Source organism: Paenibacillus alginolyticus DSM 5050 = NBRC 15375 (assembly GCF_000422905.1).
Lineage (GTDB): Bacteria > Bacillota > Bacilli > Paenibacillales > NBRC-103111 > Paenibacillus_E > Paenibacillus_E alginolyticus.
The window spans coordinates 39,181-65,114 of sequence record NZ_AUGY01000019.1; the positions used below are offsets into that span (position 1 = coordinate 39,181).

General features: G+C 45.5%; 22 protein-coding genes. 19 read left to right on the plus strand and 3 right to left on the minus strand.

Going from position 1 to position 25,934, the window contains the following annotated elements:
* The 3 genes from clpX (at window position 1) to G519_RS0110480 (ending at window position 3,490) form a co-directional block, all read left to right on the plus strand.
* Window positions 1-1,269 carry an ATP-dependent protease ATP-binding subunit ClpX gene (gene clpX / locus G519_RS0110470; protein WP_029194633.1) on the plus strand — a complete coding sequence of 423 codons (1,269 nt, stop codon included), beginning with the start codon at window positions 1-3 and terminating at the stop codon, window positions 1,267-1,269.
* A gap of 97 nt (window positions 1,270-1,366) precedes the next feature.
* Window positions 1,367-2,464, plus strand: a complete 1,098-nt coding sequence (gene ispG, locus G519_RS0110475) for a flavodoxin-dependent (E)-4-hydroxy-3-methylbut-2-enyl-diphosphate synthase (protein ID WP_029194634.1) — start codon at window positions 1,367-1,369, stop codon at window positions 2,462-2,464.
* Between the two features lie 207 nt (window positions 2,465-2,671).
* Window positions 2,672-3,490 carry a divergent polysaccharide deacetylase family protein gene (locus G519_RS0110480; protein ID WP_084160107.1) on the plus strand — a complete coding sequence of 273 codons (819 nt, stop codon included), beginning with the start codon at window positions 2,672-2,674 and terminating at the stop codon, window positions 3,488-3,490.
* Here G519_RS0110480 and G519_RS0110485 read toward each other — a convergent pair.
* The gene (locus G519_RS0110485; protein WP_029194636.1) at window positions 3,483-4,157 is read right to left on the minus strand and encodes an N-acetylmuramoyl-L-alanine amidase family protein; all 675 of its coding nucleotides are present in this window, start codon (window positions 4,155-4,157) and stop codon (window positions 3,483-3,485) included. The genes G519_RS0110480 and G519_RS0110485 overlap by 8 nt on opposite strands.
* Window positions 4,158-4,386: 229 nt before the next feature.
* Here G519_RS0110485 and lonB point away from each other — a divergent pair, with 229 nt between their 5' ends.
* From lonB to hemG, 15 genes are all read left to right on the plus strand, one after another.
* Window positions 4,387-6,105, plus strand: coding sequence for an ATP-dependent protease LonB (gene lonB / locus G519_RS0110490; RefSeq protein ID WP_029194637.1), 1,719 nt, complete (start codon window positions 4,387-4,389; stop codon window positions 6,103-6,105).
* A gap of 227 nt (window positions 6,106-6,332) precedes the next feature.
* Window positions 6,333-8,678 carry an endopeptidase La gene (gene lon / locus G519_RS0110495; protein ID WP_029194638.1) on the plus strand — a complete coding sequence of 782 codons (2,346 nt, stop codon included), beginning with the start codon at window positions 6,333-6,335 and terminating at the stop codon, window positions 8,676-8,678.
* A gap of 23 nt (window positions 8,679-8,701) precedes the next feature.
* A complete protein-coding gene (yihA, locus tag G519_RS0110500; protein ID WP_029194639.1) occupies window positions 8,702-9,361 on the plus strand; it encodes a ribosome biogenesis GTP-binding protein YihA/YsxC in 660 nt (219 codons plus the stop codon).
* Between the two features lie 244 nt (window positions 9,362-9,605).
* Window positions 9,606-10,193 carry a hypothetical protein gene (locus G519_RS0110505; protein WP_029194640.1) on the plus strand — a complete coding sequence of 196 codons (588 nt, stop codon included), beginning with the start codon at window positions 9,606-9,608 and terminating at the stop codon, window positions 10,191-10,193.
* Between the two features lie 250 nt (window positions 10,194-10,443).
* The gene (speD, locus tag G519_RS0110510) at window positions 10,444-10,851 is read left to right on the plus strand and encodes an adenosylmethionine decarboxylase (protein WP_029194641.1); all 408 of its coding nucleotides are present in this window, start codon (window positions 10,444-10,446) and stop codon (window positions 10,849-10,851) included.
* A 126-nt stretch (window positions 10,852-10,977) separates the two neighbouring features.
* Window positions 10,978-11,514 carry a hypothetical protein gene (locus G519_RS51600; protein ID WP_029194642.1) on the plus strand — a complete coding sequence of 179 codons (537 nt, stop codon included), beginning with the start codon at window positions 10,978-10,980 and terminating at the stop codon, window positions 11,512-11,514.
* A gap of 295 nt (window positions 11,515-11,809) precedes the next feature.
* Window positions 11,810-13,213, plus strand: coding sequence for a glutamyl-tRNA reductase (gene hemA, locus G519_RS0110520; protein ID WP_029194643.1), 1,404 nt, complete (start codon window positions 11,810-11,812; stop codon window positions 13,211-13,213).
* 33 nt (window positions 13,214-13,246) lie between these two features.
* Window positions 13,247-14,077, plus strand: coding sequence for a cytochrome C assembly family protein (locus G519_RS0110525; protein ID WP_029194644.1), 831 nt, complete (start codon window positions 13,247-13,249; stop codon window positions 14,075-14,077).
* A 5-nt stretch (window positions 14,078-14,082) separates the two neighbouring features.
* Entirely contained in the window at window positions 14,083-14,835 is a 753-nt protein-coding gene (locus G519_RS42570; protein ID WP_051253311.1) for a precorrin-2 dehydrogenase/sirohydrochlorin ferrochelatase family protein, read from the plus strand.
* A gap of 2 nt (window positions 14,836-14,837) precedes the next feature.
* On the plus strand, window positions 14,838-15,785 hold the full coding sequence (gene hemC, locus G519_RS0110535) for a hydroxymethylbilane synthase (RefSeq protein ID WP_029194645.1): 948 nt from the start codon (window positions 14,838-14,840) through the stop codon (window positions 15,783-15,785).
* Between the two features lie 5 nt (window positions 15,786-15,790).
* Window positions 15,791-17,323, plus strand: a complete 1,533-nt coding sequence (gene cobA / locus G519_RS0110540) for a uroporphyrinogen-III C-methyltransferase (protein ID WP_029194646.1) — start codon at window positions 15,791-15,793, stop codon at window positions 17,321-17,323.
* A 74-nt stretch (window positions 17,324-17,397) separates the two neighbouring features.
* Entirely contained in the window at window positions 17,398-18,390 is a 993-nt protein-coding gene (gene hemB / locus G519_RS0110545) for a porphobilinogen synthase (RefSeq protein WP_029194647.1), read from the plus strand.
* A 235-nt stretch (window positions 18,391-18,625) separates the two neighbouring features.
* Window positions 18,626-19,690 (plus strand): uroporphyrinogen decarboxylase, encoded by a 1,065-nt coding sequence (gene hemE, locus G519_RS0110550; RefSeq protein ID WP_029194648.1) that lies wholly within the window; start codon window positions 18,626-18,628, stop codon window positions 19,688-19,690.
* Between the two features lies 1 nt (window position 19,691).
* Window positions 19,692-20,639: a ferrochelatase gene (gene hemH / locus G519_RS0110555; RefSeq protein WP_029194649.1), complete on the plus strand. Its 948-nt coding sequence runs from the start codon at window positions 19,692-19,694 to the stop codon at window positions 20,637-20,639.
* Window positions 20,636-22,102: a protoporphyrinogen oxidase gene (gene hemG / locus G519_RS0110560; RefSeq protein WP_029194650.1), complete on the plus strand. Its 1,467-nt coding sequence runs from the start codon at window positions 20,636-20,638 to the stop codon at window positions 22,100-22,102. The genes hemH and hemG overlap by 4 nt, the downstream gene beginning before the upstream one ends.
* Here hemG and G519_RS0110565 read toward each other — a convergent pair.
* Window positions 22,099-22,758 (minus strand): Crp/Fnr family transcriptional regulator, encoded by a 660-nt coding sequence (locus G519_RS0110565; protein ID WP_029194651.1) that lies wholly within the window; start codon window positions 22,756-22,758, stop codon window positions 22,099-22,101. The two genes, hemG and G519_RS0110565, sit on opposite strands and share 4 nt — an antisense overlap.
* Window positions 22,759-22,828: 70 nt before the next feature.
* On the opposite strand from G519_RS0110565, the gene hemL reads away from it, so the two are divergent.
* Complete coding sequence (hemL, locus tag G519_RS0110570; RefSeq protein WP_036632617.1) at window positions 22,829-24,127, plus strand: glutamate-1-semialdehyde 2,1-aminomutase; 1,299 nt, start codon at window positions 22,829-22,831, stop codon at window positions 24,125-24,127.
* A gap of 62 nt (window positions 24,128-24,189) precedes the next feature.
* Here hemL and G519_RS42575 read toward each other — a convergent pair whose 3' ends face one another.
* Entirely contained in the window at window positions 24,190-25,668 is a 1,479-nt protein-coding gene (locus G519_RS42575) for a phosphodiester glycosidase family protein (protein WP_051253312.1), read from the minus strand.
* Between the last annotated feature and the right edge of the window lie 266 nt (window positions 25,669-25,934).

Below are 25,934 nucleotides of genomic sequence, written 5' to 3' on the forward strand. Positions count from 1 at the left end.
ATGTTTAAATTTAACGATGAAAAAGGCCAACTCAAATGTTCCTTTTGTGGAAAATCCCAAGACCAAGTACGCAAACTTGTTGCAGGTCCGGGAGTTTACATTTGTGATGAATGTATAGAGCTTTGCACGGAGATTGTGGAAGAAGAATTAGGACATGAAGAAGAGCTAGATCTCAAAGATGTTCCTAAACCAAAAGAAATTCGTAATATCTTGGACCAGTATGTTATTGGGCAAGAACAAGCGAAAAAATCATTGGCTGTAGCGGTTTATAATCACTACAAACGGATCAATTCGCAGAACAAGCTTGAAGATGTTGAGCTTCAAAAAAGTAATATCGTCCTTCTAGGACCAACAGGAAGCGGTAAAACGCTGCTTGCGCAAACGCTTGCCAAAATTTTGAATGTTCCTTTTGCGATCGCTGATGCCACTTCTTTGACAGAAGCAGGTTATGTGGGCGAAGACGTAGAGAACATTTTGCTCAAATTGATTCAAGCAGCCGATTATGATGTAGAAAAAGCCGAACGCGGCATTATCTATATTGATGAGATCGATAAAGTGGCACGTAAATCCGAGAACCCGTCTATCACAAGAGACGTTTCCGGCGAAGGTGTTCAACAAGCTTTGCTCAAAATTCTTGAAGGCACGGTTGCCTCTGTTCCTCCACAAGGTGGACGCAAGCATCCGCACCAAGAATTCATTCAAATTGATACAACCAACATTCTGTTTATTTGCGGTGGAGCTTTCGATGGACTCGAGCAAATTATTAAACGCAGAATTGGTAAAAAAGTAATTGGCTTTAGCACAGATGGGGCTAAAGTTGATTTGAAACCAGGCGAGTACTTATCCATGGTACTTCCGGAAGATCTCTTGCGATTCGGATTAATTCCGGAATTCGTTGGTCGTTTACCGGTCATCTCTACGCTTGAGCCGCTTGATGAAGCAGCCCTTGTTCGTATTCTTTCCGAGCCTAAGAATGCGCTCGTTAAGCAGTACCAGAAGATGCTAGAGATGGATAACGTATCGCTCGAATTCGACGCAGAGGCACTTGATGCCATTGCCAAAGAAGCGATCAAACGTAATACTGGCGCGCGCGGTCTGAGAGCCATCATTGAAAGCATTATGCTTGATGTGATGTTCGAAGTCCCTTCGAGAACAGACGTCACGACATGTGTGGTATCCAAGGAAACTGTTCAAAACAAGATTACTCCTGTTTTGACGACCAAAGATGGCGCGCAGACGACTGGTAAGAAGAAAGAAGAAAGTGCGTAACCCATAATTTCACAAATTACACACAGCCTCCAATCTGATTCCCTGCTAATGGGAATTGGAGCGGAGGATGTTTGGTGTCATGGGGAGAGAAACCATAATGTTCCATAGAAAAGATACGCGGGCCGTTCGTGTAGGCGATTTGACGATCGGTGGCAGTAATGAAGTCATCATGCAAAGCATGTGTACAACGAAGACCGCAGATGTGAAGGCGACAGTAGCTGAAATTCTTCGTTTGGAAGAAGCAGGCTGCCAAATTGTTCGTGTCACTGTGAACAACAAGGAAGCCGCTGAGGCAATTAAAGAAATCAAAAAACAAATTCATATTCCACTCGTTGCGGATATTCATTTTGACCACCGCTTAGCGCTCGCTGCTATTGAGAATGGCATTGATAAAGTGCGCATCAATCCAGGCAATATCGGCCGTCGCGAGAAGGTAGAAGCGGTCGTTAAAGCTTGTAAAGAACGTGGCATCCCCATTCGTATTGGGGTTAATGCTGGCTCTCTGGAGAATCATCTTCTCGAAAAATATGGCTACCCGACGCCTGAGGCGATGGTAGAAAGTGCCTTATTCCACATTAATATTCTGGAAGAGCTTGATTTCCATGATATTATCGTTTCACTCAAAGCTTCCGATGTTCCTATGGCGATTGCAGCCTATTCCCAAGCGGCTAAAGCATTCAACTACCCACTTCACCTCGGCATTACAGAGGCTGGAACGCTCTTTACTGGGGCTGTGAAGAGTGCGGCAGGTATCGGAACGCTCCTTAACATGGGACTCGGTAACACACTCCGTATCTCGCTTAGCGCGGATCCTGTTGAAGAGATTAAAGTAGCTCGTGAGCTGCTCAAAACGTTCGGATTGATTACGAATGCTGCAACTCTCGTTTCCTGTCCTACTTGTGGCCGGTTAGATATTGATCTGTTTTCGATTGCTAACGAAGTCGAGGATTATATTGCTAAGATCAAAGTACCGATTAAGGTATCTGTCCTTGGCTGTGCCGTAAATGGTCCAGGTGAAGCTCGTGAAGCTGATATCGGCATCGCAGGCGCCCGCGGTGAAGGTATGTTGTTCCGATACGGAGAAATGATCCGTAAAGTGCCAGAAGCTGAATTGCTGGCTGAGCTCAAAAAAGAAATTGATATCATCGTTGATTCTTATGAAAAAACGGGTGTTATTCCAGGACGTAAGCACTAATAGCCTAAATGTTAATAAAGTAAGCCGTTAAAGATGCCTCGGGTGAGGTGCTTTTAACGGTTTTTTTTGTGCAATCAGTTGGAGATCAGAGCCAATGAATCATTTCTCGCATATTTGTTGCGCAAGAGAAGCATAATGAGTAAAACTGGAAAGCTTGTTCATTTGAAGTAAGTTTTTCTAACGAATATATGCAAACAAGGAGATGCTATGAATTTGCTAAGCAAGTATAAGACTGCTCGTCACATTACCCTTACGGTAATCGTAGGGATTTTTTTGCTTCTTTTACCCTTGCATACAGGTGCCTCAGAGGTGGCGATGCCTTCACAGCATGCGGCTGAGATCAAGACGAAGAAGGTGGCCATTGTCATTGATGACTTTGGCAATAATATGGACGGCACCAAAGAGATGCTGGATTTACCGATCCAATTCACTGTCGCTGTCATGCCCTTCCTGCCTTCTTCCAAGCAAGATGCGCAATTAGCGCACGATAAGGGGCATGAAGTCATTCTACACCTTCCTATGGAGCCTGTACGGGGCAAGAAGAGCTGGTTAGGTCCAGGAGCCATTACTACAGACTTGTCGAGTGATGAGATTCACAAAAGGATTGTAGCAGCTATCGATGATATTCCTTATGTAATAGGAATCAATAATCATATGGGCTCCAAAGCTACTGCGGATGAGAGAGTGATGAAAATTCTCATTGATATCTGCAAAGAGAAAAATCTCATTTTATTAGATAGCCGTACGACTCCAAAAAGCCTAATTGGCAAGCTTGCGGGGCAAAATGGAGTTCCATATTCTGAGAATCAATTGTTCTTCGATGATCTTTACACGTATAGTCACATCAGCAATCAAATGGTGAAGTTTAAAAAGTTAATCCATCAACGAGACGTGGTCATTGCGATCGGACATGTGGGTCCCCCAGGGAAAAAAACAGCCCAAGTCATTAAAGAGGCTATTCCGATCATTCAAAAGGAAGCGACCTTTGTTCCGATTTCACAAACAATGAAGCTCAATCCTAATTAGGATGAATCATGGCAAAGTATTGGTCTATCGCTTGTGCAATCGCTTTTGCTAGCTTGGCTTGATGGTTAGAATCATTCAGAAGCTTGCGGTCTGCTTTATTTGAAATAAAGCCTAATTCAACGATAACTGCAGGGCATTTCGTGTGCTTCAGCACATAATACTTTTTACCAAGAACAGGAAGTTCATCGGTACCATAAAGATGATTCAGGGATTCTTGCAAAAGCCCCGCAAGCAAAATGCTGTCCGATTGATTTTGATAAATAACAAGTGGTCCTCTACGATCAGATTTGCCTGACCAATTAATATGCATGCTTAGCATCATTTTGGGCTTAATGGTGTTGGCGAGTCCAGAACGCTGCGCTAAATCCTTACGGTGTCTGCTGCCGTACGACCACGTGTTATCTTCACTTAAAGCGTAGTCCTCCGTCCTGTTGATGATGACGCGGTAGCCCCGTTTCTTAAGCAACTTGTATGTTTTTTTGGATATGGATAAATTCATATCTTTTTCTAAATATTTACCGTGCAAAGCACCGCTATCTATGCCCCCATGCCCAACGTCGATGATGATATCAGCATTAGGCAGAAGGGGATCATTGGCCAAAGCGTATGCATCAGATGTCTTACACAGACAAAGGAAAAGTAACAGAATCATCAAGCTTTGCTTCATGGGAACCCATCCTTTTTACATGAATATCTACTCTTATCCTTCTTCTGTACGAGGGTTGTCATTCACCATGCAAAAGTTTGCATGAATTGGATTAACCTTCTTTTACACGGGAATAATGGAAGCTATGACAAATAAGATGAGTATTCTTCTACGACAACAGATTTGCCAAAGCTCAGCTTACGCTTACGAAGACAGTTTTCTAGCGAAAACTCTAAGGAGGTTACGACAAATGAGTTTAAGTATTATTCTGATGGTAATTCAAGTTTTCTTTGCCGTTGTGATTGGGTTGTATTTCTGGAATTTGCTGCGTAATCAACAGACGAACCGGTCTGCTGTCGATAGAGAGTCCAGGAAAGAATTGGAGAAATTAAGAAAGCTGAGATCCATTTCGCTAACAAAACCGCTTTCAGAAAAAACAAGACCGTCTTCCATGCAGGATATCGTTGGCCAGATTGAAGGATTGAAAGCCCTAAAAGCGGCATTATGCGGTCCCAATCCGCAGCATGTTATTATTTATGGCCCGCCTGGGGTTGGTAAAACGGCTGCTGCTCGTGTTGTTTTAGAAGAAGCTAAGAAAAATCAAGAGTCGCCCTTCCGGCCGGACTCTAAATTTACAGAAATCGATGCCACAACAGCACGTTTTGATGAAAGAGGTATTGCCGATCCGTTGATTGGTTCTGTTCATGATCCTATTTATCAAGGTGCGGGTGCAATGGGGGTTGCGGGGATTCCACAGCCTAAGCCAGGTGCGGTAACGAAGGCGCATGGCGGTATTTTATTTATCGATGAGATCGGTGAATTGCACCCCACTCAAATGAACAAATTATTAAAGGTACTGGAAGATCGTAAAGTATTTCTGGAGAGCGCGTATTATAGCTCCGAGGATACGAATATTCCAGGCTATATTCATGATATATTTCAAAATGGTTTGCCTGCTGATTTCCGTTTGGTAGGGGCTACGACGAGGACGCCTAGTGAGATCCCTCCTGCAATTCGTTCGCGCTGCTTGGAGATTTATTTCCGTCCTCTTTTACCGGATGAGGTGGGAGAAATTGCACGGAAAGCCCTTGATAAAATTAGCTTCAAGAAATGTGAGGCTGCTGTTCAAGTTGTAATGAAATATGCAACCAACGGGAGAGAGGCTGTGAATGTGATTCAGCTTGCCGCGGGTATTGCCTTAACGGATAAGCGTGATGAGATCACCGCTGCCGACATTGAGTGGGTGGTCAACTCCTCACAAATTCCACCTAGACCAGAGCGGAAAATACCAGCACAACCGCAAATTGGTTTCGTAAATGGATTAGCTGTGTATGGTCCTAACTTGGGTACATTACTTGAGATCGAAGTGACCGCGATACCTATTGCCGCTGCGGGCACTGGGAAGTTTAACATTACAGGTGTTGTAGATGAAGAGGAAATGGGAGGAGGCTCTCGAACCATTCGCAGAAAGAGTATGGCGCGCGGATCGGTGGAAAATGTCTTGACAGTCCTTCGCAAACTCGGATTTAATACGTCAGATTACGATCTGCATATTAATTTCCCTGGCGGAGTGCCGATCGATGGCCCTTCTGCAGGCATTTCCATGGCGACAGCTATTGCATCTGCCATACATAAAATACCTGTGGATAATAAACTGGCAATGACGGGGGAAATGAGTATCCATGGTAAAGTTAAACCCGTTGGCGGCGTTGTAGCGAAGGTGGAAGCTGCATTCCAAGCGGGAGCTACCAAAGTCATTATCCCTAAAGAAAACTGGCAAGAAATGTTCGCTAATTTGCCGGGGGTAGAGGTGATTGCTGCTGACTCGATCGAAGAAGTGCTTGAAGTTGCCCTAGGCTTAGAGCTTCATGATAATGTGATTCACTTGCCTTTTACTTCGGAAAGGACGATTCCGGCTTCATCGTTACCCATTTTACATGCAAATTCCCAACATACAATTGACTCTTAAATCAGAGGGACGGAAACCTCACATGACGAGTCAGGGTGCTAGTTGGTGTTTTGTTTGCAGTTTTGATAAAATGTAAAGGGCAACGAAGGTATAGAAATATGTTCCAACGCGGAGAGACTTTGAACTCCGTTCAAAGATCCAAAACTGAGAGACTTTGAGCTCTGCTCAAAGATCCCAAGCGTAGAGACTTTGAACTTCAAAGATCCATATATTAGGAGGTGCAGAGGATGGGACCCGGAAAAATCAAGGTGCGCAGATTGCCGCTATTGCCTCTAAGGGGACTGCTGGTTTATCCGAGCATGGTTCTACATCTGGATGTAGGGCGAGAAAAGTCGGTTAAAGCACTCGAGCGGGCAATGGTGGATGACAGCATGATTCTCCTCTGCTCTCAATCAGAGATCAACATAGAAGAACCTGCCAAAGAGGATATTTATCGCATCGGGACGATTGCTAAGGTAAGGCAAATGCTGAAACTGCCGAATGGAACGATTCGTGTCTTGGTAGAAGGTGTTTTGCGTGCTGAGATTGTTGAATACCTCGTGAATGATGAATATTATGAAGTCACGGCTAAGGAATTACCGGAGCAAGAAATCACCGATCCTGAGATCGATGCGCTCATGCGAAGCGTACTAAGCCAATTCGAGCATTACATTAATTTGTCGAAAAAGGTTACACCAGAAACACTTGCTGCTGTCTCGGACATTGATGAGCCAGGCCGTTTAGCAGATGTCATATGCAGCCACTTATCGCTCAAAATTAAGGATAAGCAAGAGATTCTGGAGACTGTAGATGTACGCGAGCGTCTCGAGAAAATGCTCAATATCTTGAATAATGAGCGGGAAGTGCTTGAACTCGAACGTAAAATTAGCCAGCGTGTTAAGAAACAAATGGAAAAAACGCAGAAGGAATACTACCTTCGCGAGCAAATGAAAGCCATCCAGAAGGAACTTGGCGATAAGGAAGGCCGCGCTGGCGAAGTGGATGATCTACGCAACCAGTTGGCAGAAGCCGAATTGCCGGAGAAAGTCCGCGAGAAGGTTGAGAAGGAAATCGACCGTCTTGAGAAGATGCCAGCGACTTCTGCCGAGGGAGGCGTCATCCGCAACTATATTGATTGGCTGCTGGGACTGCCTTGGTCCAAAAATACCGAAGATGACTTGGATCTAGATAAGGCTGAGGAAATCTTGAATGAGGATCACTTCGGACTTGATAAGCCAAAGGAGCGCGTACTCGAGTACCTAGCGGTACAGAAGCTTGTTAAGAAGCTGAAAGGACCTATCCTTTGTTTAGTTGGCCCTCCGGGCGTTGGGAAAACTTCCATTGCTCGATCGATTGCTAGATCCATGGGAAGACAGTTCATCCGTATCTCGCTTGGCGGGGTTAGAGATGAGGCTGAGATTCGCGGTCATCGCCGTACGTATGTTGGGGCTATGCCGGGACGGATCATCCAAGGGATGAAGAACGCTGGAACGAATAATCCTGTTTTCTTGCTTGATGAAATTGATAAAATGGCAATGGATTTCCGCGGCGATCCGGCTTCGGCATTGCTTGAAGTACTTGATCCCGAGCAGAATAGCACTTTTAGTGATCATTTCATTGAAGTTCCGTTTGACTTGTCCAATGTCATGTTCGTGACAACGGCGAATGCTGTTCACAATATTCCTCGCCCTTTGTTAGACCGGATGGAGGTTCTCTACATTCCTGGCTACACAGAGATTGAGAAGCTTCAAATTGCGAAAAAGTATTTGCTGCCTAAGCAGAAGCGTGAGCACGGTCTAGAAGAAGATCAACTTGTAGTGGATGAAGCTGCCTTAATGAAAATCGTACGTGAATATACGCGTGAAGCGGGCGTTCGTAATTTAGAGCAGCAGGTCGCAGGCATGAATCGCAAAGCAGCCAAAAAAATCGTATCTAATCCAACTACACCGGTACATGTAACGGAAGAAAACTTGAAGGACTATCTAGGACCCATCAAGTTCCGCTATAATGTAGCTGAAGAGAAAGATCAAATAGGTGCTGTAACAGGCCTTGCTTGGACGGAGGTTGGCGGGGATACCTTAGTCATTGAGGTCACCGTTATGCCAGGAACAGGCAAGTTGACTTTGACGGGTAAACTCGGCGATGTAATGAAGGAATCAGCGCAAGCTGCTTTCAGTTATACACGCTCGCGGGCTGATGTGCTTGGCATCGCACCTGACTTTCATGAGAAGAACGATATCCATATTCACATTCCTGAGGGCGCTATTCCAAAGGATGGCCCATCTGCAGGAATTACAATGGCAACAGCATTGATTTCGGCATTGACGAATATTCCTGTTTCTCGTGTGGTTGCTATGACAGGTGAAATCACATTGCGCGGCCGAGTACTGCCAATCGGTGGACTCAAGGAAAAGGCGCTCGCGGCACACCGAGCTGGTATACGTACCATCCTGCTGCCTCAGGATAATGAAAAAGACATCATCGAAATTCCAGAAAGTGTCCGCGCCGAGATGACCTTCATTCCAGTCAGCCATATGGATCAAGTGCTTGAACATGCGCTTGTCAAAAATAAGCCTCCCGTGCAAGTCGGATAACGATAGAAAGTAGTTGAACATCCATGAAAGTCAATCAAGCTGAGTTTATTATCAGTGCGGTTGGACCTAGCCAATATCCAGAGGATGCCTTGCCAGAGATTGCTCTGGCAGGGCGTTCTAATGTCGGGAAATCTTCGCTCATTAACTGTATGATCTCCCGCAAAAATTTGGCTAGAACCAGCTCACAGCCCGGCAAAACCCAAACGCTTAACTATTATAAAATCAACCAGGACTTATATTTCGTAGATCTTCCAGGTTATGGCTACGCCAAAGTTTCCAAAACGAAACGGGAGCAGTGGGGAAAATTCATTGAGAGCTACTTAATGAATCGAGAAACACTGCGCCTTGTTATGCAATTAGTTGATTTGCGGCATCCTCCGTCCAAAGATGATCAAGCCATGTACGAGTGGCTAAGACATAATGATGTGCCTGTCATCGTCATCGCGACTAAGGCCGATAAGATCCCGAAAAGCAGATGGCCTAAGCACATCAAAATTGTCCGAGAAACACTGGGGATGGATAAAGGTGTCCAACCGTTGATGTTTTCCTCGGAGCTTGGGCTCGGCAAGGACGAGCTTTGGGGGATTCTAGAGCAAGCCATTGCTTATGGAGAGCCAGAGCCTGAAGAAGCAAATGAACTGGTGATTGAGAAAGTACAAGATAAAGAACAAGAACCGTCCTGATTCATAGGGCGGTTTTTTGTGTAAGGATAAGAAGGACGTCAAAAGACAGAGAAAATCAAGAAGAAGTATACGGGAAAGCGAGGTTTACTGGGGAAAATTTGCTGGCATTCCGTAATTCCTTGGTTTTTTCAGAATATTTGGCTGATTATAATGAATTGCACGCAGGAATATTAGAGACGCATGTAGTATAATAATAAACAAGGTAATAGTTAATGGCTTGAAAACAAAGAATCGAGGGATTTTTATGGCACAAAGGTTAGCGACTGAATATGTCAAAACCTGCCTCCAGTTAACAGAAGCCGAGATGTTCAGGTTTTTTCAAATGTTTGTGGATCATCAAGTGACATTGCAAGTGAAGGTCTTGGAAAATGGCAACCAAGAGGTTGTTTTTCAAGATGGAGCAGGTCAGGAAATCGTCCTTTCATTTGAGAAGAAATCGGGCCTATATGAATGCACAGGATCCTGCAGATTAAGTAACACATTACTGGCTAATTTGATGCGTAAAGCGGTGTCAGAGTTTAAAGGAAGCGCAAAAGTAAATCGGATTTACCCTAGTTATACTATGGTTTACTACTATGAGCGTGGGACCGTCGTTAAAATCGAGGAAGTCAAAGGGCAATTGTTGACCGTTATCTATGAGTACAAAGACACCATTGGTCTCATGCAGCAAATGTTTCAAAAGAGAGAAGTCGAGCAAGAGATTGAAATGATCTACGATCAAATTAACCATCTTCTTGATTTGCGTAATATGCTGCAGGAACAGGAAGAACATCAGCAGATCGACACTCGCCTCAATGAGCTAACGCATCGTTTGTTTATATTGGAGGCTTAACTACACATATACCCAATTACAATAGACCCTTTTTAGGGTCTTTTTTGTTTTCCGTCACTTGGCAAAAAAAACTATTGCATTTCTCGTCGATAGATGTTATTTTTATTCTCGTTGAAACAATATAGGAACCAGGATTCACTCAGGACATTGAATGTTGCGAGAGATTATACCCTCGGGAAGTGAATGACGTAGGTCCTAGCGGATGAAATTTTTTTCAGACATTTTATTCCTAGGAAGGGGGAACCGAAAGATGGAAACAGAATACTCAACTTTCGGAAGACACGTTGCTGTAGATACTTGGGGGGTAGATTTCGAACTTCTGAACAATGCAGATTGGCTGCAGGCTCAGATGGTAGAAGCTGCCGAGGTATGCGGAGCAACCGTATTATCTGTACAATCCAAGCAATTTGAACCACAAGGAGCAACTGTACTTGTTATGTTGTCCGAGAGTCATCTCTCCATTCATACTTATCCTGAGAGAGGTTTTGCCGCGCTTGATTGTTATACTTGCGGTGATACAGTGGACCCTCAATTAGCAATTGACTTTATGGTATCCGTATTGAAACCAGAAACATTCTATGCGAAGAAATTAGTTCGCGGAATGGGTGAACTGCAAGTAGAAACTCCTGAAATAAAGCAAGCAGAGCTTGTTAAATAAGAATCTGCGCATAACAATAACGATAGCCACGGAGAGATCCGTGGTTATTTGTTTGTCCAGATACCCATACAATGTTATTGCGACATATGTCCAAACATGAAGCTAACATGAACTGGGGGAACGGATTTGAAGCAGAAAATAGTTAGAAAAGCAGTGATTTACAGTTTGGTTGCCTTTCTCATCATCTGGCCTATCTATCAACTCGTTCAAATACTAGGCCCGCATAAAGAAGCGCATGATGCTACTCATCTACTGTATCAAGTATCTCTGTTTCAGATGGAACTTCTGAAGAGCTATCTGGAAGAAGCTGCTCAAAGCAAAGATACAGAAGGATTGAACGCTGTGGGGCAAGCCCTTTACTCGGCAAGTTATACGCATGAACGGTTAGTGCTTGCTGCGGGAGGAAGCGAATATTTGACTTCACTGGACAGTATGACTCAGCTAATGCAGTATTTAAAGCGTCTGCAGGTAGGTGGAAAGCGAGCTTTAAAGCCGGATGAAATCCAGGTTTTGAAGGAAGTTTGTCTTCAGTACAAAAGTATGTACGATCTTTATGAGAAAATGATGGCTTCGAATGGCGATATTGTTTCGTCTCAAAATACGAAGATGGCAGAATTAGATCGGAATTTAACCTCTTTTATACGAAAAAAAGCACTTCAATAAAGAGTTTATAGGGAGGATCTTTGAGCTACGCTCAAAGATCCCAAAGCGGAGAGATTTTGAGCTACGCTCAAAGATCCCAAAGCGGAGAGATTTTGAGCTACGCTCAAAGATCCCAAAGCGGAGAGATTTTGAGCTACGCTCAAAGATCCCTATATTAGGTATATAAGAACGGAATGCGGTTAAAACTAACGAGCAGTATGAAAGCATTCATAATTTATACAAAAAGTTTGTCGGATTGCTTGTTTTGCTGTGCTATAATGGTACATAGAATTAGACGGAAAGGCAGGTGGTACCTTTGCATATTATCGCGCTTGGCTTGAATTATCGTACGGCCCCGGTAGAAATTCGGGAGAAGTTTGCTTTTTCCGAGCAGGATTTACCTAAGGCATTGGCAGAATTGAAAGACACGAAAAGCATTTTGGAGTGTGTAATTGTCGCCACCTGCAATCGCACGGAAATCTACGCTGTTGTGGATCGACCGCAGATGTGCAGTCATTACTTGACTCACTTCATTGAACGTTGGTTCCAAGTCGGCAAGGATCAATTCCAAAAGCATTTATATATGTATGAAAATGAAAAAGCGATTGAACATTTATTCCGCGTAACAAGCGGTTTAGATTCCATGGTCATTGGGGAAACCCAAATTCTAGGACAAGTGCGTGATGCTTTTTTATCATCTCAAAATATGAAAGCAACCGGAGCTTATTTCAATACCTTGTTTAAGCAATCCGTGACACTTGCCAAAAAAGCACACTCCGAAACAGGCATTAGCAATAATCCAGTTTCCGTCAGCTACGCCGCGGTGGAACTTGGTAAACGAATATTCGGTACCTACATGAACAAGACGGTTATGATTATTGGTGCTGGTAAGATGAGCGAGCTCACTGTGAAGCACCTTTACGCCAATGGCGCTAACAAAGTTATCGTGGTTAACCGTACGTTTGAACGTGCAGTAGAATTGGCCGAGAAATTTAACGGCATTCCATGTACCTTGGATAACATGATGGAGCATTTAGCGGAAGTGGATATTATAATTAGCTCGACGGGCGCTCCGGGATATGTTCTTACGAAAAATGATATTCAGTCCTATGTTCAAAAAAGAAAATCACGTCCGCTTTTCATGATGGATATTGCGGTCCCTCGGGATCTAGATCCACAAATTAGCGGATTACCGAATGTTTTTCTTTATGATATCGATGATCTGGAGAATATCGTAGACAAGCATTTGCAAGAGAGAAAGAAAGAAGCTGCAAAGATTGAAACGATGATTGAGTCTGAAATCGGTGTTTTCGAACAATGGACAAAGACGCTGGGTGTAAGTCCTGTCATTAGCGCTCTTCAAACAAAAGCGAGTCAGATCCACGAAGAGACGATGGATAATATGTTAAAGAAGCTGCCGGACCTAGATGAACGTGAGATTAAAGTTATTCGTAAATTGACGAAAAGCATTGTGAATCAAGTGCTGCGAGACCCGATCCTGCGAATTAAGGAAATGGCAGGAGAGCGTCATGGCGATGAAGCGCTTGAGCTATTCACGAAACTGTTTGCCCTGGAAGAGACCCTTGAACAACAAGAGAAAGCCAATCAGTTAGCACAAGAACTAGAAGCCGGGCATAAAGCAGTTGAAGCTAAGCAGATGCTGGATGACAAGTTATCCGTGCTTAGTTTACAGACAGCTGATGTTCTAGCCCAATCTTGAAGAAAAGGGCGCTAATCGCCTAGGAGAGGTGCCATGGTAACACGTAGCTGGTTGTTTGATGCGATGATTTATATGTATGCCCTGAGCCTATTGTTTTACTTTTCGGATTTCGCTAATGCGAACCGAAGCGCGAAACGGATGGGGACGGGGCTGCTTTTGTTTGTATGGGTGCTGCAAACTGCTTACTTAGGAATTAATTTGTACGGTCATTTAACGGAATGGGCGTTTGCCAGGTCGGACGTACTTTTTATGTTTTCGTGGTTGATAGTCACGATTTCACTGTTGATAAACCGATTTTTCCGCATTGAATTGTTTGTATTTTTTGTGAATGTGCTCGGTTTTGCCATTTTGGCTTTGAATGTATTCGGTAATCCGCATGTAACGCCAATTAAGCCTGATTGGAACATCAATGATGAGTTATTATTTATCCATATTACCCTAGCGATTAGCAGTTACGTGGCGTTCTCGATTGCAGCTATTTTCTCAGGCATGTATGTATTCCTACACAAAATGTTGAAAGCGAAGAAATTTTCAAAAACGGTTATGCGATTACCTTCACTTGAGAAGATTGAACATTACACTTATCTCTCCGTTATTGTCGGTGCACCTTTGCTTCTTATGGCTTTAAGTCTGGGTGTGGTCTGGGTTGTGCTGCAGGGAGATCGTAATTTACTTTATGATCCTAAGGTGATTAATTCATTTTTTGTTTTGGCAGCGTACGCTTTTTATTTATTTCAGCAGCATTCTATGCGTATTTCGGGCAATAAGCTGGCAGCATGGAATCTCGCGGCATTCTTGATTGTTGTTCTCAATTTCGTGGTTTCTAATCTGGTTTCAGGCTTTCATGGTTGGATATGGAGCTAACGACGATGAATCATCCCTATCCGATTATGATGAAACTGTCCGGACGCCGATGTTTAGTCATCGGAGGCGGTGCTGTAGCTGAAAGAAAAGTGAAATCGCTGCTGCAAGCAGGTGCCCATGTAACAATCGTAAGCACAGAATTTACTTTGGGGCTTATGGAGATGGAGAACCAGTCTGAAGTGGTTCTGTGTAGGCAAACGTTTCATCCATCGATAATGATCGATAGGGACTCAGATTTTGCTCCTTACACCTTGGTTGTAGCTGCAACGAATGATGCGGAAGTTAACGCTCACGTGCATGAGATAGCATCAAAGCAGGGACAGCTGATCAACGTTGTTGATCAACCTCATTTGAGCTCCTTCATCGTGCCTTCTGTTGTTCGTAGAGGGAAGTTAGTTATTGCTGTATCAACTGGTGGAGCAAGTCCTTCAGCTGCTCGTAAAATCGCTCAAGAATTGGACAACGCTTATGGTGAGGAGTATGAAACTTACCTCGATTTTCTTAGTGATTTGCGGTTACTGATTCAGAGCAGGGTGGCCGATAAACAGGCTAGACAACGTGTGTTTAAAGAGATGCTTGAATGGGACGTGCTGGCCAAAATTCGGGACGGCACGTTCGAGAGTTGGAAAAAGAAGCTCTATATAACGTTAGAGAAAGAACCTTGGATACAAGAGCAAGTTGGTGATAGAGGTATAGATCTATCTGCTTGGTTAGCAGTTATCAAGGATATCGGGCAGCAAGTACAGGGAGGCGGGTAGAGATGAGAACAATCATTGTAGGAACTAGGCAAAGCGCGTTGGCATTAACTCAGACAGGGCAAGTTGTGGAGCTCTTAAGACAGCTTGCAGCGGACCATGGGATCGATTGTCAATTTGAAATAAAGAAAATTGTCACGAAGGGCGACCGCATTCTGGATGTCACCTTGTCCAAGGTAGGCGGCAAGGGTCTGTTCGTCAAGGAAATCGAACAGGCACTCGTGGACGGCGACATCGACATGGCCGTCCACAGTATGAAAGATATGCCCTTCGAGCTACCCGAAGGGCTGGTCGTCGGAGCGGTGCCGAAGCGTGAGGATCCGCGCGATGCGCTGATCACACGCGGGCACCGCTCCCTGGACGAGCTGCCGCAAGGCGCGCTCGTCGGAACAAGCTCGCTGCGGCGCGCCAGCCAGCTGCAGCACCTCCGCCCGGACCTCCGCATCGAGTCGGTCCGTGGGAACATTGATTCGAGGCTGCGCAAGCTCGATGAGGAGAACTTCGATGCGATTCTGCTTGCCGCGGCCGGTTTGCACCGGATCGGCTGGCAGGATCGTATCAGCGCGTACTTGCCGCCCGAGATCTGCCTCCCTGCCGTAGGGCAGGGGGCGCTGTGCATCGAGTGCCGGGGCGGCGACGCCTTCATGCTGGACCTGCTGAGCAGGTTCCAGCATGAGCCTACCGCGCTCGCGGTGCGAGCGGAGCGGTCTTTCCTTGGCAGACTCAATGGAGGCTGCCAAGTGCCGCTCGGCGCTTACGCGAGCATAAGTGAAGACAGCAGCTCATCAGAGGCGCCGCTGCTCACTTTAACGGGCATGGTTGGTACGCCGGACGGCGTCACCATGCTCAAGGAAACAGCTTCCGGGAGCGATCCGGAAGCGCTAGGTTTGCTTGTTGCCGATAAGCTTATTGCGCAAGGCGCAGAACGTATCCTGGCTGAGGTAAGGAAGTGAGCTTCGTGAACAAAGGAAGAGTTTATCTCGTTGGTGCGGGTCCCGGAGATCCTAAGCTCATCTCGGTTCGCGGTATGGAAGCTATCCAGAAAGCCGATGTCATCGTATATGACCGGCTGGCCAACCCACGTCTCCTCAAGCATCGTAGACCGGAAGCTGAGCTGATCTTTGTCGGTAAGCTTCCGGACAAACATATACTTAAGCAAGAAGAAATTAATCAATTGCTCGTGGATCTAGCCCTTCAAGGGAAAGTAGTGACTCGTCTCAAAGGCGGCGATCCCAGCGTTTTCGGTCGAGTGGGCGAGGAAGCGGAGCTGCTCGCAGATAACGATGTGATCTTCGATATTATTCCCGGTATCACATCCTCCATAGCGGTTCCTGCCTATGCGGGGATTCCAGTAACTCATCGCGACTTCACTTCGTCATTTGCGATTATTACCGGTCATGAATACCCGAATAAGACCTATTCCAGTTTGGACTGGGAGCATCTGGCCAAGGCGATTGGCACCATGGTTTTCTTGATGGGTGTAGCGAATCTTGAACAAATTTGCCGTGAATTGATTCGCTGCGGCAAACCGCCAGAAATGCCAGTTGCCCTCGTCAGATGGGGGACATGGGCAGATCAAGAAACGATTACGGGAACCTTGGCTGATATTACGGAGAAGGTGAGATCAGCTAATTTCAAATCGCCAGCCGTTATTATTGTTGGTGAAGTTGTTAAGCTGCGTGAGAAGCTGGCCTGGATTGAGAAGAAGCCGCTCTTTGGGCGCCGAGTGCTTGTCACAAGAGCTAGAAGCCAAGCAAGTGAGCTTGTGGATTTAATCGATGACATGGGAGGGGAAGCGGTCGAATTCCCTGTAATTCGATTACAACCGCCAAGCCGCCCAGAGGCCATACAAGCGTTGGATCTGGCGCTAGACAAGCTTCATGAATTTGACTGGGTGCTGCTGACAAGCGTAAACGGTGTTGAGTATTTTTTCCGCAGGCTGCGTGAAAAAGGGATTGATGTACGTAAAATGAGGAATGCTCGCATAGCAGCCGTAGGCCCGAAGACAGCCGAAGCGCTAGCTGAGCGTGGCATTATTGCGGATGTACTCCCAGCCAAATTTCACGGCGATGGTATCCTGGAAGCCATTCAAGCAGATTTGAAAGCCGGTCAGAAGGTGCTATTACCTACGGCTGACTTGGCACGTGATTATCTGCCTGATAAGCTTAAAGAGCTCGGTCTTGAAGTAACGGAAGTTGATGTCTACGAAAATGTACTCACAACAGACGATGGGGATGAAATCATTCATCTTCTGCAAAATCAAAGCATTCATATCATAACTTTTACAAGTTCATCCACGGTTACAAACTTGCTTGTTGCCTTGCGTCAGCTGGGTGTGGAAGACCCGCTATCCTTGCTGCAAGGGGTTGAAATTGCTTGTATTGGACCCAAAACCGCAGAGACTGCTAGTCAATGTGGACTGCCGGTTACGTATATGGCAGAAGAGGCTACCGTTGCTTCATTGGTACAAAGTATTTCGCAACATAAATAATAAATATGCTTCAGAAGCAGCTTCATAAGGATAAGGAGCTGCTTCTGAGCGCCAATAAGGAGGCGGAATTCTATATGAGTTTCCCTATCATTCGTCATCGCCGCTTACGCGGCAATGCAGCTATTCGTAATCTGGTACGTGAAAATCAAGTGACTGTTCACGATGTTGTACAACCGATTTTTGTCACTCACGGTTCGAACATCAAGTCCGAAATCCCTTCGATGCCAGGTGTTTATCATTTTTCTTTAGATAGAGTGCAGGAAGAGATCGAAGAAATTACAAAGCTTGGCATTCAAGCTATTCTTCTGTTTGGTGTTCCGGATCATAAAGATGCGAAAGGAACATCCGCTTTTATGGATGAAGGCATTGTGCAGCAAGCAACTCGTTTGATTAAAGAATTGAACCCGAATTTGCTCGTTATCGCCGATACGTGTCTATGTCAGTTTACAGATACAGGCCATTGTGGTGTTATCCATCATCATCCGATTACAGGACATGCGGATGTGGCAAATGATGCTTCCTTGGAGCTATTGGTTCGAACGGCTGTATCACAAGCCAAAGCGGGTGCTGACATTATCGCTCCTTCCAACATGATGGATGGCTATGTGCATGCGATTCGTTCAGGTTTAGATGAAGCTGGCTATGAGAATACACCGATTATGGCCTATTCCGTTAAATATGCATCAGCTTACTACGGTCCATTCCGAGATGCTGTGGATTCAACGCCGCAATTCGGTGACCGTAAGACGTATCAAATGGATCCAGCCAACGGTCGCGAAGCTTTGCGTGAAGCGGAGAGTGACGTTGCAGAGGGCGCTGATTTCCTCATGGTGAAGCCGGCTCTTGCTTATATGGACATCATTCGGATGCTGAAGGATAACTTCGATTTGCCGGTAGTAGCCTATAACGTGAGTGCGGAATATTCGATGATTAAAGCTGCTGCCTTGCAGGGCTGGGTGAATGAAGAAGCTATCGTAATGGAAACAATGACGAGCTTCAAACGTGCCGGCGCTGATATCATCTTGACTTATTTTGCCAAAGATATTGCTCGTTATTTGAAAAAATAAATAATTTCCAAATAGAGCCATTCACCTAAGATGCAAAGGCGAGCAGTTTCCGGTGGAAACGATCAGCATGTAGTCTTAGTGCGGATGGTTCTTTTGTCATACTTTTGTCGCAAAACCTAAGCTTACCTCAGTTGTGACAGGGGTATAATTAGGGCATAATGAATGAGAATAGATGGAAACCAATCGGAGAGACTTTGGCTTAGGGCCAAAGATCCCTATATATGGAAGGTGCCTCATGACCTACAACGATAATTTTATTAAAGCATGCCGAAAAGAACAGGTGGATATGCTGCCTGTTTGGTATATGCGCCAAGCTGGACGTTACGATCCGGATTATCGCAAAATCAAAGAAAAGTATTCACTGCTCGAAATTTGTCAGCAACCAGAGCTAGCTGCGGAAGTTACGATGATGCCCATCAAAAAGTTGGGTGTTGATGCGGCCATTTTATATTCGGACATCATGAATCCCGTAGCTTCACTTGGGGTTGATTTTGATATTGTCAAAGATGTGGGTCCTGTGATTCATACACCAGTTCGAACAGCGCAAGATGTTGAGCGCCTGCGTCCTATCGATGTGGAGAAAGATTTATCGCATATTATTCAAACGATTCGTATCTTAGACAAGGAGCTAGAGGTTCCCCTCATCTCATTTGCGGGTGCGCCATTTACGATTGCGAGCTACTTGATCGAAGGTAAACCATCCAAAAGCTATATTCGTACGAAGCAGCTTATGTACTCCGAACCTACGGTTTGGTTTGCCTTAATGGAGAAGCTAGGCGATATGGTCATTACCTACTTACGAGCGCATATCGCAGCGGGTGCCAAAGCTGTTCAAGTATTTGATAGCTGGGTTGGCGCGCTTTCTCCTGCGGATTTCCAAAGGTATGTGCTGCCGACAATGACGCGTATTTTCAAAGAACTTGCGGACTTGAAGGAGCCAAAGATTTATTTCCCAGGCGTGAGTTCAGGGGAGCTGCTTCCTTATCTTAAAGACATTCAAGCGGATGTCATTGGTCTAGATTGGCGGATTCCAATTTCTGTAGGCCGCGCGAGAGTTGGCGAGCGTTTTGCCGTGCAAGGAAACTTGGATCCCTATATTTTAACAGCTCCGATGAGCGTTATTGAGCAGCAGGCGAAAGCCATCATAGATGAGGGAATCCAGCAACCAGGTTATATCTTTAACCTTGGCCATGGTTTATTCCCGGAAGCATCGCTTGAGAAGCTAAAGGATTTGACTACATTCATTCATACTTACTCACATTCCGTATTATCTCAGCAATCAGAAAAGAGTGGTGTTTAGCATGGTGAGTCAGCGTATAGGTGTTTTAGTCATGTCTTATGGTACGCCGGAAAGTTTGGATCAAGTTGAAGCCTATTACACACATATTAGACGTGGTCATCCTCCAACACCTGAGCAGCTGCATGAACTAACGGCTCGTTATGAGGCAATTGTTGGAGGGTTCTTCCCGCTGCGTGAAAATACGAACAAGCAGGTTAAAGGCTTGGAGAATACACTTCGTCAAGAACATCCTGACCTTGAATTCGTTTGTTATCAGGGCCTGAAGCATGCTCAGCCTTACGTAGAAGACGGTGTAGAGCAAATGGTCAAAGATGGTATTACGGAGGCTGTGGGAATCGTTCTTGCCCCTCACTACTCCACGATGAGCGTTGGCGGCTATGTGAAGAGAGCGAAAGATAAGGCAGAGGCGCTTGGTCTGAAGATTGATTTCGTTCTTGACTACCATCTTCATCCTAAACTGGTGGATGCCCTTAGTAATCGTGTTGACAAAGCCTTGGAGAAATTCGCAGGTGTGAATCGAAATGATGTGCGTGTTATCTTTACTGCGCACAGCTTGCCTGAGAAAATTCTTGAAATGAAAGACCCCTACCCAGATCAATTGCTTGCCACTTCCAAAGTTATTGCCGAACGTGTAGGTCTAACGAATTGGCAGTTCGGTTGGCAAAGTGCTGGGCAAACAGCGATGCCGTGGCTCGGTCCGGATATCTTGGATGTTATTCGAAAAATCAATCAAGAAGAGAATGTCAAGAATGTTCTCCTATGTCCAATCGGTTTTGTTTCGGATCATTTGGAGGTTCTCTACGATATCGATATTGAAGCACAGGCTTTGGCTAAGGAGCTTGGACTGCATTTGGAACGAACAGAATCCCTAAATACAGACCCTCTATACCTGGAAACATTGAGTGATGTTGTGTACAAGAAATGGAAAGAGGTCACTAGTTTATCATGAGTACTAGGATTCCTCACTACATGATTGTTGGCGGGGGGATTACGGGGCTTAGCGCAGCTTTTTACTTAAAGAAAAGGTTGGAGTCAGCGGGGGCTCCTTTTCGTCTTTCTGTGGTGGAGAAGTCCCCGACATTTGGCGGGAAAATTCATACCATAGAGCGAGATGGTTTCGTCATTGAAAAGGGGCCGGATTCCTTCCTTGCACGGAAGCGCCCTATCATTGATCTGGCTTATGACCTTGGGCTTGAACATGAGCTTACTGGTACCAATCCTGGTGCAAAAAAGACGTACATCGTACGCCAAGGCAAGCTGCACCGCATGCCGCCTGGCTTAGTGCTCGGCATACCAACGCAAATGACACCGTTCATGAAGACAGGCCTCATTTCCCCATTAGGCAAAATGCGAGCCGCATTGGATTTGATCCTGCCTAAGCGAGATGTATCGGCAGATGAATCTCTTGGGCATTTTCTGGAGCGCCGTTTAGGGAGAGAAGTGCTTCAACGTATCGTGGAGCCGCTTCTAGCAGGGATTTATGCGGGAGATACGTTTAAGCTTAGTTTGAAAGCAACGTTCCCGCAGTTTCGAGCGATGGAGCAAAAGCATAGAAGTTTAATTCTAGGGATGATGGCCAGCCGCAAAAACGTGAATGAAGAGAGTGCTCACTTACCTTCTGCGGTTCGCAGCTCGGTTTTCGTGACGTTCAAGAAGGGACTTCAAACATTGGTTGCGGGCTTAGAAGACGCCTTAAAAACTGTGGATCTACGAAATGGCGTTGGGGTTGTATCCGTTCGTAAAATGGGACAGCAGCAAGCCGAGGTTATCTTTGAGGACGGGCATAGTGAAATAGTTGATGGCGTTATCCTGACTACGCCTACTTATCAGGCAGCGCAGTTGTTAGCTGATTTCCCTGCAGCAAATAAGCTTAAGAAGATTGATTACATTTCCGTGGCGAATGTTATTATGGCTTTCGATCGCAAAGACATCCCTTTTGAACTGGATGCATCGGGCTTTCTAGTACCGAAAACCGAGGGCAGGACGATTACGGCGTGTACGTTAACATCTGCTAAATGGCTCCATACAGCCCCAGACGGGAAGGTTCTTCTGCGCTGTTATATCGGTCGTGCTGGTGAACAAGAGTGGCCGGAATGGTCAGATGAACAACTAGTTAGCAAAGCTCGCCATGACCTTCGAGAACTGTTAGGACTAACGGCTGAACCGCTCTTTACGGATGTAACGCGACTCATGCATTCCATGCCGCAATATCCAGTGGGTCATCTGGAGCAGATTGCACAGTTCCGTGAAGAGCTTGAAGCAGCTATGCCTCAAGTCCTTATCGTAGGTGCGGGGTTTCATGGAGTGGGTCTTCCTGACTGTATTAGGCAAGGTAAAGAGGCTGCGTGGCAGCTTGCAGATCTGATCCAAAGCCAGCCGCCGGAAGCCGTAGAAACAGTCAGTTCGATTTAACGAAGTTTTGCCAGATCTATTTTGAAATCGGATGATGAAATGATCAAGATTTGCTTTTCTTCCAGATCACGAATCACCTGCATGAGCGTCACTTTTTGTATGCCGGCCAGTTGAGATATTTCATCAAAGTTAAGGACCAGCTTAATCGTAATCGTATTTCCGTTACGCAGTCCATGCTTATTCGCCATTTTGATCAAACTTTTGATGACACGCGTTCTCGCGTCTAAGAAGGTCAAGTCGAACACTTGTTGATTCGTATCGCGCAGTCGACTGCTGAGCTCTTGCATAATGCCCAAGGTAATGTCAAAATGAGTGCGTAGCAATTCGAGGAAATTTTGTCCTGTCAATGTGAGGAGCACGCTGTCCTCCAACGTTTGGGCTGAAGCAGAGCGCGGCTTGCCATCAATGAGTGAAAGTTCACCAAAGCTTTCGCCTGATTTGCAGATGGACAAGATTTTTTCCTCACCAGAGCTGCTAGTTGTGAAGATTTTGACAGAGCCGCTGAGGACCATATAAAAGACGGAGCCGACTTCTTTTTCGGAAAATAGGACGGTACTTCTTGTAAATGTGCGTCTTGTACAAATCTGAGCTAGAGCGCCCAATTGTTCTTCATTCAATTGGGAGAATAAAGGTACTTTTTTGATGATATCGATCATAGGGGTACCGCCTTTATGTATAGTAAGTCCACTCATTTTATCATAGATAGTTTACGGGGGGTATGAAATTATGGAAAATTCGAGCAGAATCGACACGCGCTCTTCGGCAGCCTTTCAAGAAGCTAAAAAGATCATTCCGGGTGGAGTGAACAGTCCTGTTCGCGCCTTCAAGTCGGTTGGTTTAACACCTTTGTTCATGGAGAAGGGTTCAGGTTCTCGCGTAACGGATATTGACGGCAATACCTTTATTGATTATGTAGGATCTTGGGGTCCGTTAATTGTAGGACATGCTCACCCTGTCGTGCTGGAAGCTATTAAAAGTACAGCGGAAAAAGGGACGAGCTTCGGTGCTCCGACGCTTCTAGAAACGGAAATGGCAAAGTTGGTTATTGAACGGGTGCCGTCCATGGATATGGTCCGCATGGTGAATTCGGGGACAGAAGCGACCATGAGCGCCCTGCGGTTAGCACGTGGCTTTACGAAGCGTGACAAGATCGTGAAATTCGAAGGAAGCTACCACGGACATGCAGATGCGCTGCTGATCAAAGCTGGCTCCGGTGTAGCTACACTAGGCCTTCCAGACAGTCCAGGGGTACCGAATAGCGTGGCCTCGAATACGATCACGGTGCCTTACAATGATTTGGCATCGGTCAAATTAGTGTTTGAAAAGTTTGGGGAAGAAATCGCGGCTATTATCGTTGAGCCGATTGCGGGGAATATGGGCGTAGTGCCTCCAGCTGAAGGGTTTTTACAAGGATTACGTTCCATTACGCAGCAATATGGCACCTTGTTAATCTTCGATGAAGTGATGACTGGCTTTCGCGTGCATAAACACTGTGCTCAGGGCTTGTACGGCGTTACACCTGATTTAACATGTCTAGGTAAGGTTATTGGCGGAGGACTCCCTGTTGGCGCTTATGGAGGCCGACTGGACATCATGGAGCAGATTGCTCCTGCAGGTCCAATCTATCAGGCGGGAACCTTATCCGGCAATCCACTAGCGATGGCAGCAGGCTTCGCAACGTTATCCTTATTGGGTGAGCCTAATGTGTATGAGGAACTGGAACGCAAATCCGCGAAGCTGGAAGCTGGCTTTGCTGGGAATGCTGCTGAATTTGGCGTAGCAAGCACAATTAACCGAGTAGGATCCATGATATGTCCATTCTTCACCGAGGAGACTGTCACGAATTACGATACAGCCAAAACGTCTGATCTGGCTAAGTTTAATGCTTATTTTGGCCATTTGCTCGATTTAGGCGTTTCAGTTGCACCTTCGCAATTCGAAGGCATGTTTGTATCTACGGTACATTCCGATGAAGATATCGATGCCACAATCGATGCTCATCGTGAAGCATTGAAACGATTATAAGTTTGTGAACATACAAAGACCTGGCCAATGCGGCCAGGTCTTTTGCGACTTATGTAGAAGATTTATTCTGGTTTTATTGTAGGAGCAGCGGTTGGAGATGGCAATGCAGGATTCCCATTGTTTGTTTGCCCTTGGTTAGGGCTTGTACTCGGTGTAGGCGTAGGGCTCTGCTTTGAAGATGTGGAAGTTCCCGGTGAGGAGCTTCCTGTGCCAGTGCCAGAACCTGTGCCTGTATTGCCGTTGCCAGTGCCCGTAGTCGGAGATGGACTCGGCTTCGTAGAAGGCGTCGGTGAAGTTTCAGGCTTCGTTGACGGACTTGGTTTGACCGTACCATGATCTGTTCCTGAAGGAGGATTAGACGTGCCATTCTTACCAGCTTCACTGCTGGATTCAGGCTTGGTTGATGTTGTTGGCTTCGGTGTAGCTGTTTCTTTAGGCGGGTTCGCTTTTTTATTCGCTTGTTCTTTCAAGAATTCAGGGTGGTCATAAGCACCACCTGGATCGATTGTCTTAAGCCCTTCCCAAACATTCTTGACCTTTACTTGATCAGGATGATCAAAAACTAGAAAAGCAGAAGGTAAGCGACGCTCCCCATAACGACTGGAGGGCTTTGTAATCAGTTCGTCGTTGTATACCATCTCGGAGGAAGCTCCACCATCCAAGAAGCCGGCATTAATAACGTCATCAGCGAGAAATAGATCTTGTACCTCTTTGAGTGTTGCGCCTACACTGTGCGTTTGTCGGCCGTCGATCACGATGAAGATAACTGTTCCGTCGGCTTTTTGTCCCACAGCTGTACGAGGTGCGCGTCCCCAGCCTCCGTCACCGCTAGTAATGAGCGGTTTTCCGTTAGCAATAACACGCGGATAGAAGGATACGGCGTCCGTGACACCAAGTTTGAGCAGCTCGTCAATCGTATACTTCCCGATAATGAGTGTGCCTTCTTTTGTGAATCCAACAATATGTTGAGGAACGCTGCCCTCTTGGTCTGTATAAAGAATTTCACCGCCGGACATAATAGCACCAATTGGCGCAAATCCGTTTCCAAGTCCGTCTGGATCGTTGAAGCCACCGCCATTTACGCCGGCGACAGCGCCAGTACGCTCTACCATGGAGGTAATTCTTTCCCCTTCACCTTGCTTTGCGGGTACAACGACACGAATCGTACGTGGGTCATATACATACATTTTCTTGCCCTTCCATAACTGGCCAGAAATATCTTCCACTTTCACGAGACTTTCCCTTGAACGATTTTTATTGAATTGAACCGCTCGCAAATCTTGTTTTTCAACAGAGTTGATTTCGGTCAAGTTTTGCATTTCGAGAACCATCTGATCTCTACGTTCCGCACCAACGAAAATCCAGGCCCAGTCACGATGCTGCGTCGTAATAACGGTTTTAGCCAAATATTCGCGGATATATCCCCCCGGAGGGGTTAGAAATAAGAAGCTTGAACTAAGAAAAGTACAAACAGCTATTACGAGAAAAGTGCGCTTCAGCCAACTATAACTCCGAAAATGCTCTAATATTGAACTACCCAAGGTGTCCCTCTCCTGCTCTATTATTCTATTTGGTATTAGATATTTTGATAAGTAATGTCGAAAAAAGACAATACAAGATTTATATTATCATATTTTTGCATGCAATTGTTATTGGTAATTGTTAAAATAAAGTGTACATAATCCCTATTTCCTTAAGGAGCCATGAATGCTATGAAACGATATTACTTTTTTGATTTTCCAATAGATTTAATGGCCGTTGTTTTTGTCTTTCTAGTGATTTTGCTCGCAATCTATCTATCTTTTCG

Bases quoted from the DNA above. Each gene is read 5' to 3' on its own strand.
- hemB (WP_029194647.1), top strand. From the start codon at position 17,398: ATGAGTTTCCCTATCATTCGTCATCGCCGCTTACGCGGCAATGCAGCT.
- hemH (WP_029194649.1), top strand. From the start codon at position 19,692: ATGGTGAGTCAGCGTATAGGTGTTTTAGTCATGTCTTATGGTACGCCG.
- ispG (WP_029194634.1), top strand. From the start codon at position 1,367: ATGTTCCATAGAAAAGATACGCGGGCCGTTCGTGTAGGCGATTTGACG.
- speD (WP_029194641.1), top strand. From the start codon at position 10,444: ATGGAAACAGAATACTCAACTTTCGGAAGACACGTTGCTGTAGATACT.
- G519_RS0110565 (WP_029194651.1), bottom strand. From the start codon at position 22,758: ATGATCGATATCATCAAAAAAGTACCTTTATTCTCCCAATTGAATGAA.
- lon (WP_029194638.1), top strand. From the start codon at position 6,333: ATGGGACCCGGAAAAATCAAGGTGCGCAGATTGCCGCTATTGCCTCTA.
- G519_RS0110485 (WP_029194636.1), bottom strand. From the start codon at position 4,157: ATGAAGCAAAGCTTGATGATTCTGTTACTTTTCCTTTGTCTGTGTAAG.
- G519_RS42570 (WP_051253311.1), top strand. From the start codon at position 14,083: ATGAATCATCCCTATCCGATTATGATGAAACTGTCCGGACGCCGATGT.
- hemL (WP_036632617.1), top strand. From the start codon at position 22,829: ATGGAAAATTCGAGCAGAATCGACACGCGCTCTTCGGCAGCCTTTCAA.
- lonB (WP_029194637.1), top strand. From the start codon at position 4,387: ATGAGTTTAAGTATTATTCTGATGGTAATTCAAGTTTTCTTTGCCGTT.
- clpX (WP_029194633.1), top strand. From the start codon at position 1: ATGTTTAAATTTAACGATGAAAAAGGCCAACTCAAATGTTCCTTTTGT.
- yihA (WP_029194639.1), top strand. From the start codon at position 8,702: ATGAAAGTCAATCAAGCTGAGTTTATTATCAGTGCGGTTGGACCTAGC.
- G519_RS0110480 (WP_084160107.1), top strand. From the start codon at position 2,672: ATGAATTTGCTAAGCAAGTATAAGACTGCTCGTCACATTACCCTTACG.
- G519_RS0110505 (WP_029194640.1), top strand. From the start codon at position 9,606: ATGGCACAAAGGTTAGCGACTGAATATGTCAAAACCTGCCTCCAGTTA.
- hemC (WP_029194645.1), top strand. From the start codon at position 14,838: ATGAGAACAATCATTGTAGGAACTAGGCAAAGCGCGTTGGCATTAACT.
- G519_RS0110525 (WP_029194644.1), top strand. From the start codon at position 13,247: ATGGTAACACGTAGCTGGTTGTTTGATGCGATGATTTATATGTATGCC.
- hemG (WP_029194650.1), top strand. From the start codon at position 20,636: ATGAGTACTAGGATTCCTCACTACATGATTGTTGGCGGGGGGATTACG.
- hemE (WP_029194648.1), top strand. From the start codon at position 18,626: ATGACCTACAACGATAATTTTATTAAAGCATGCCGAAAAGAACAGGTG.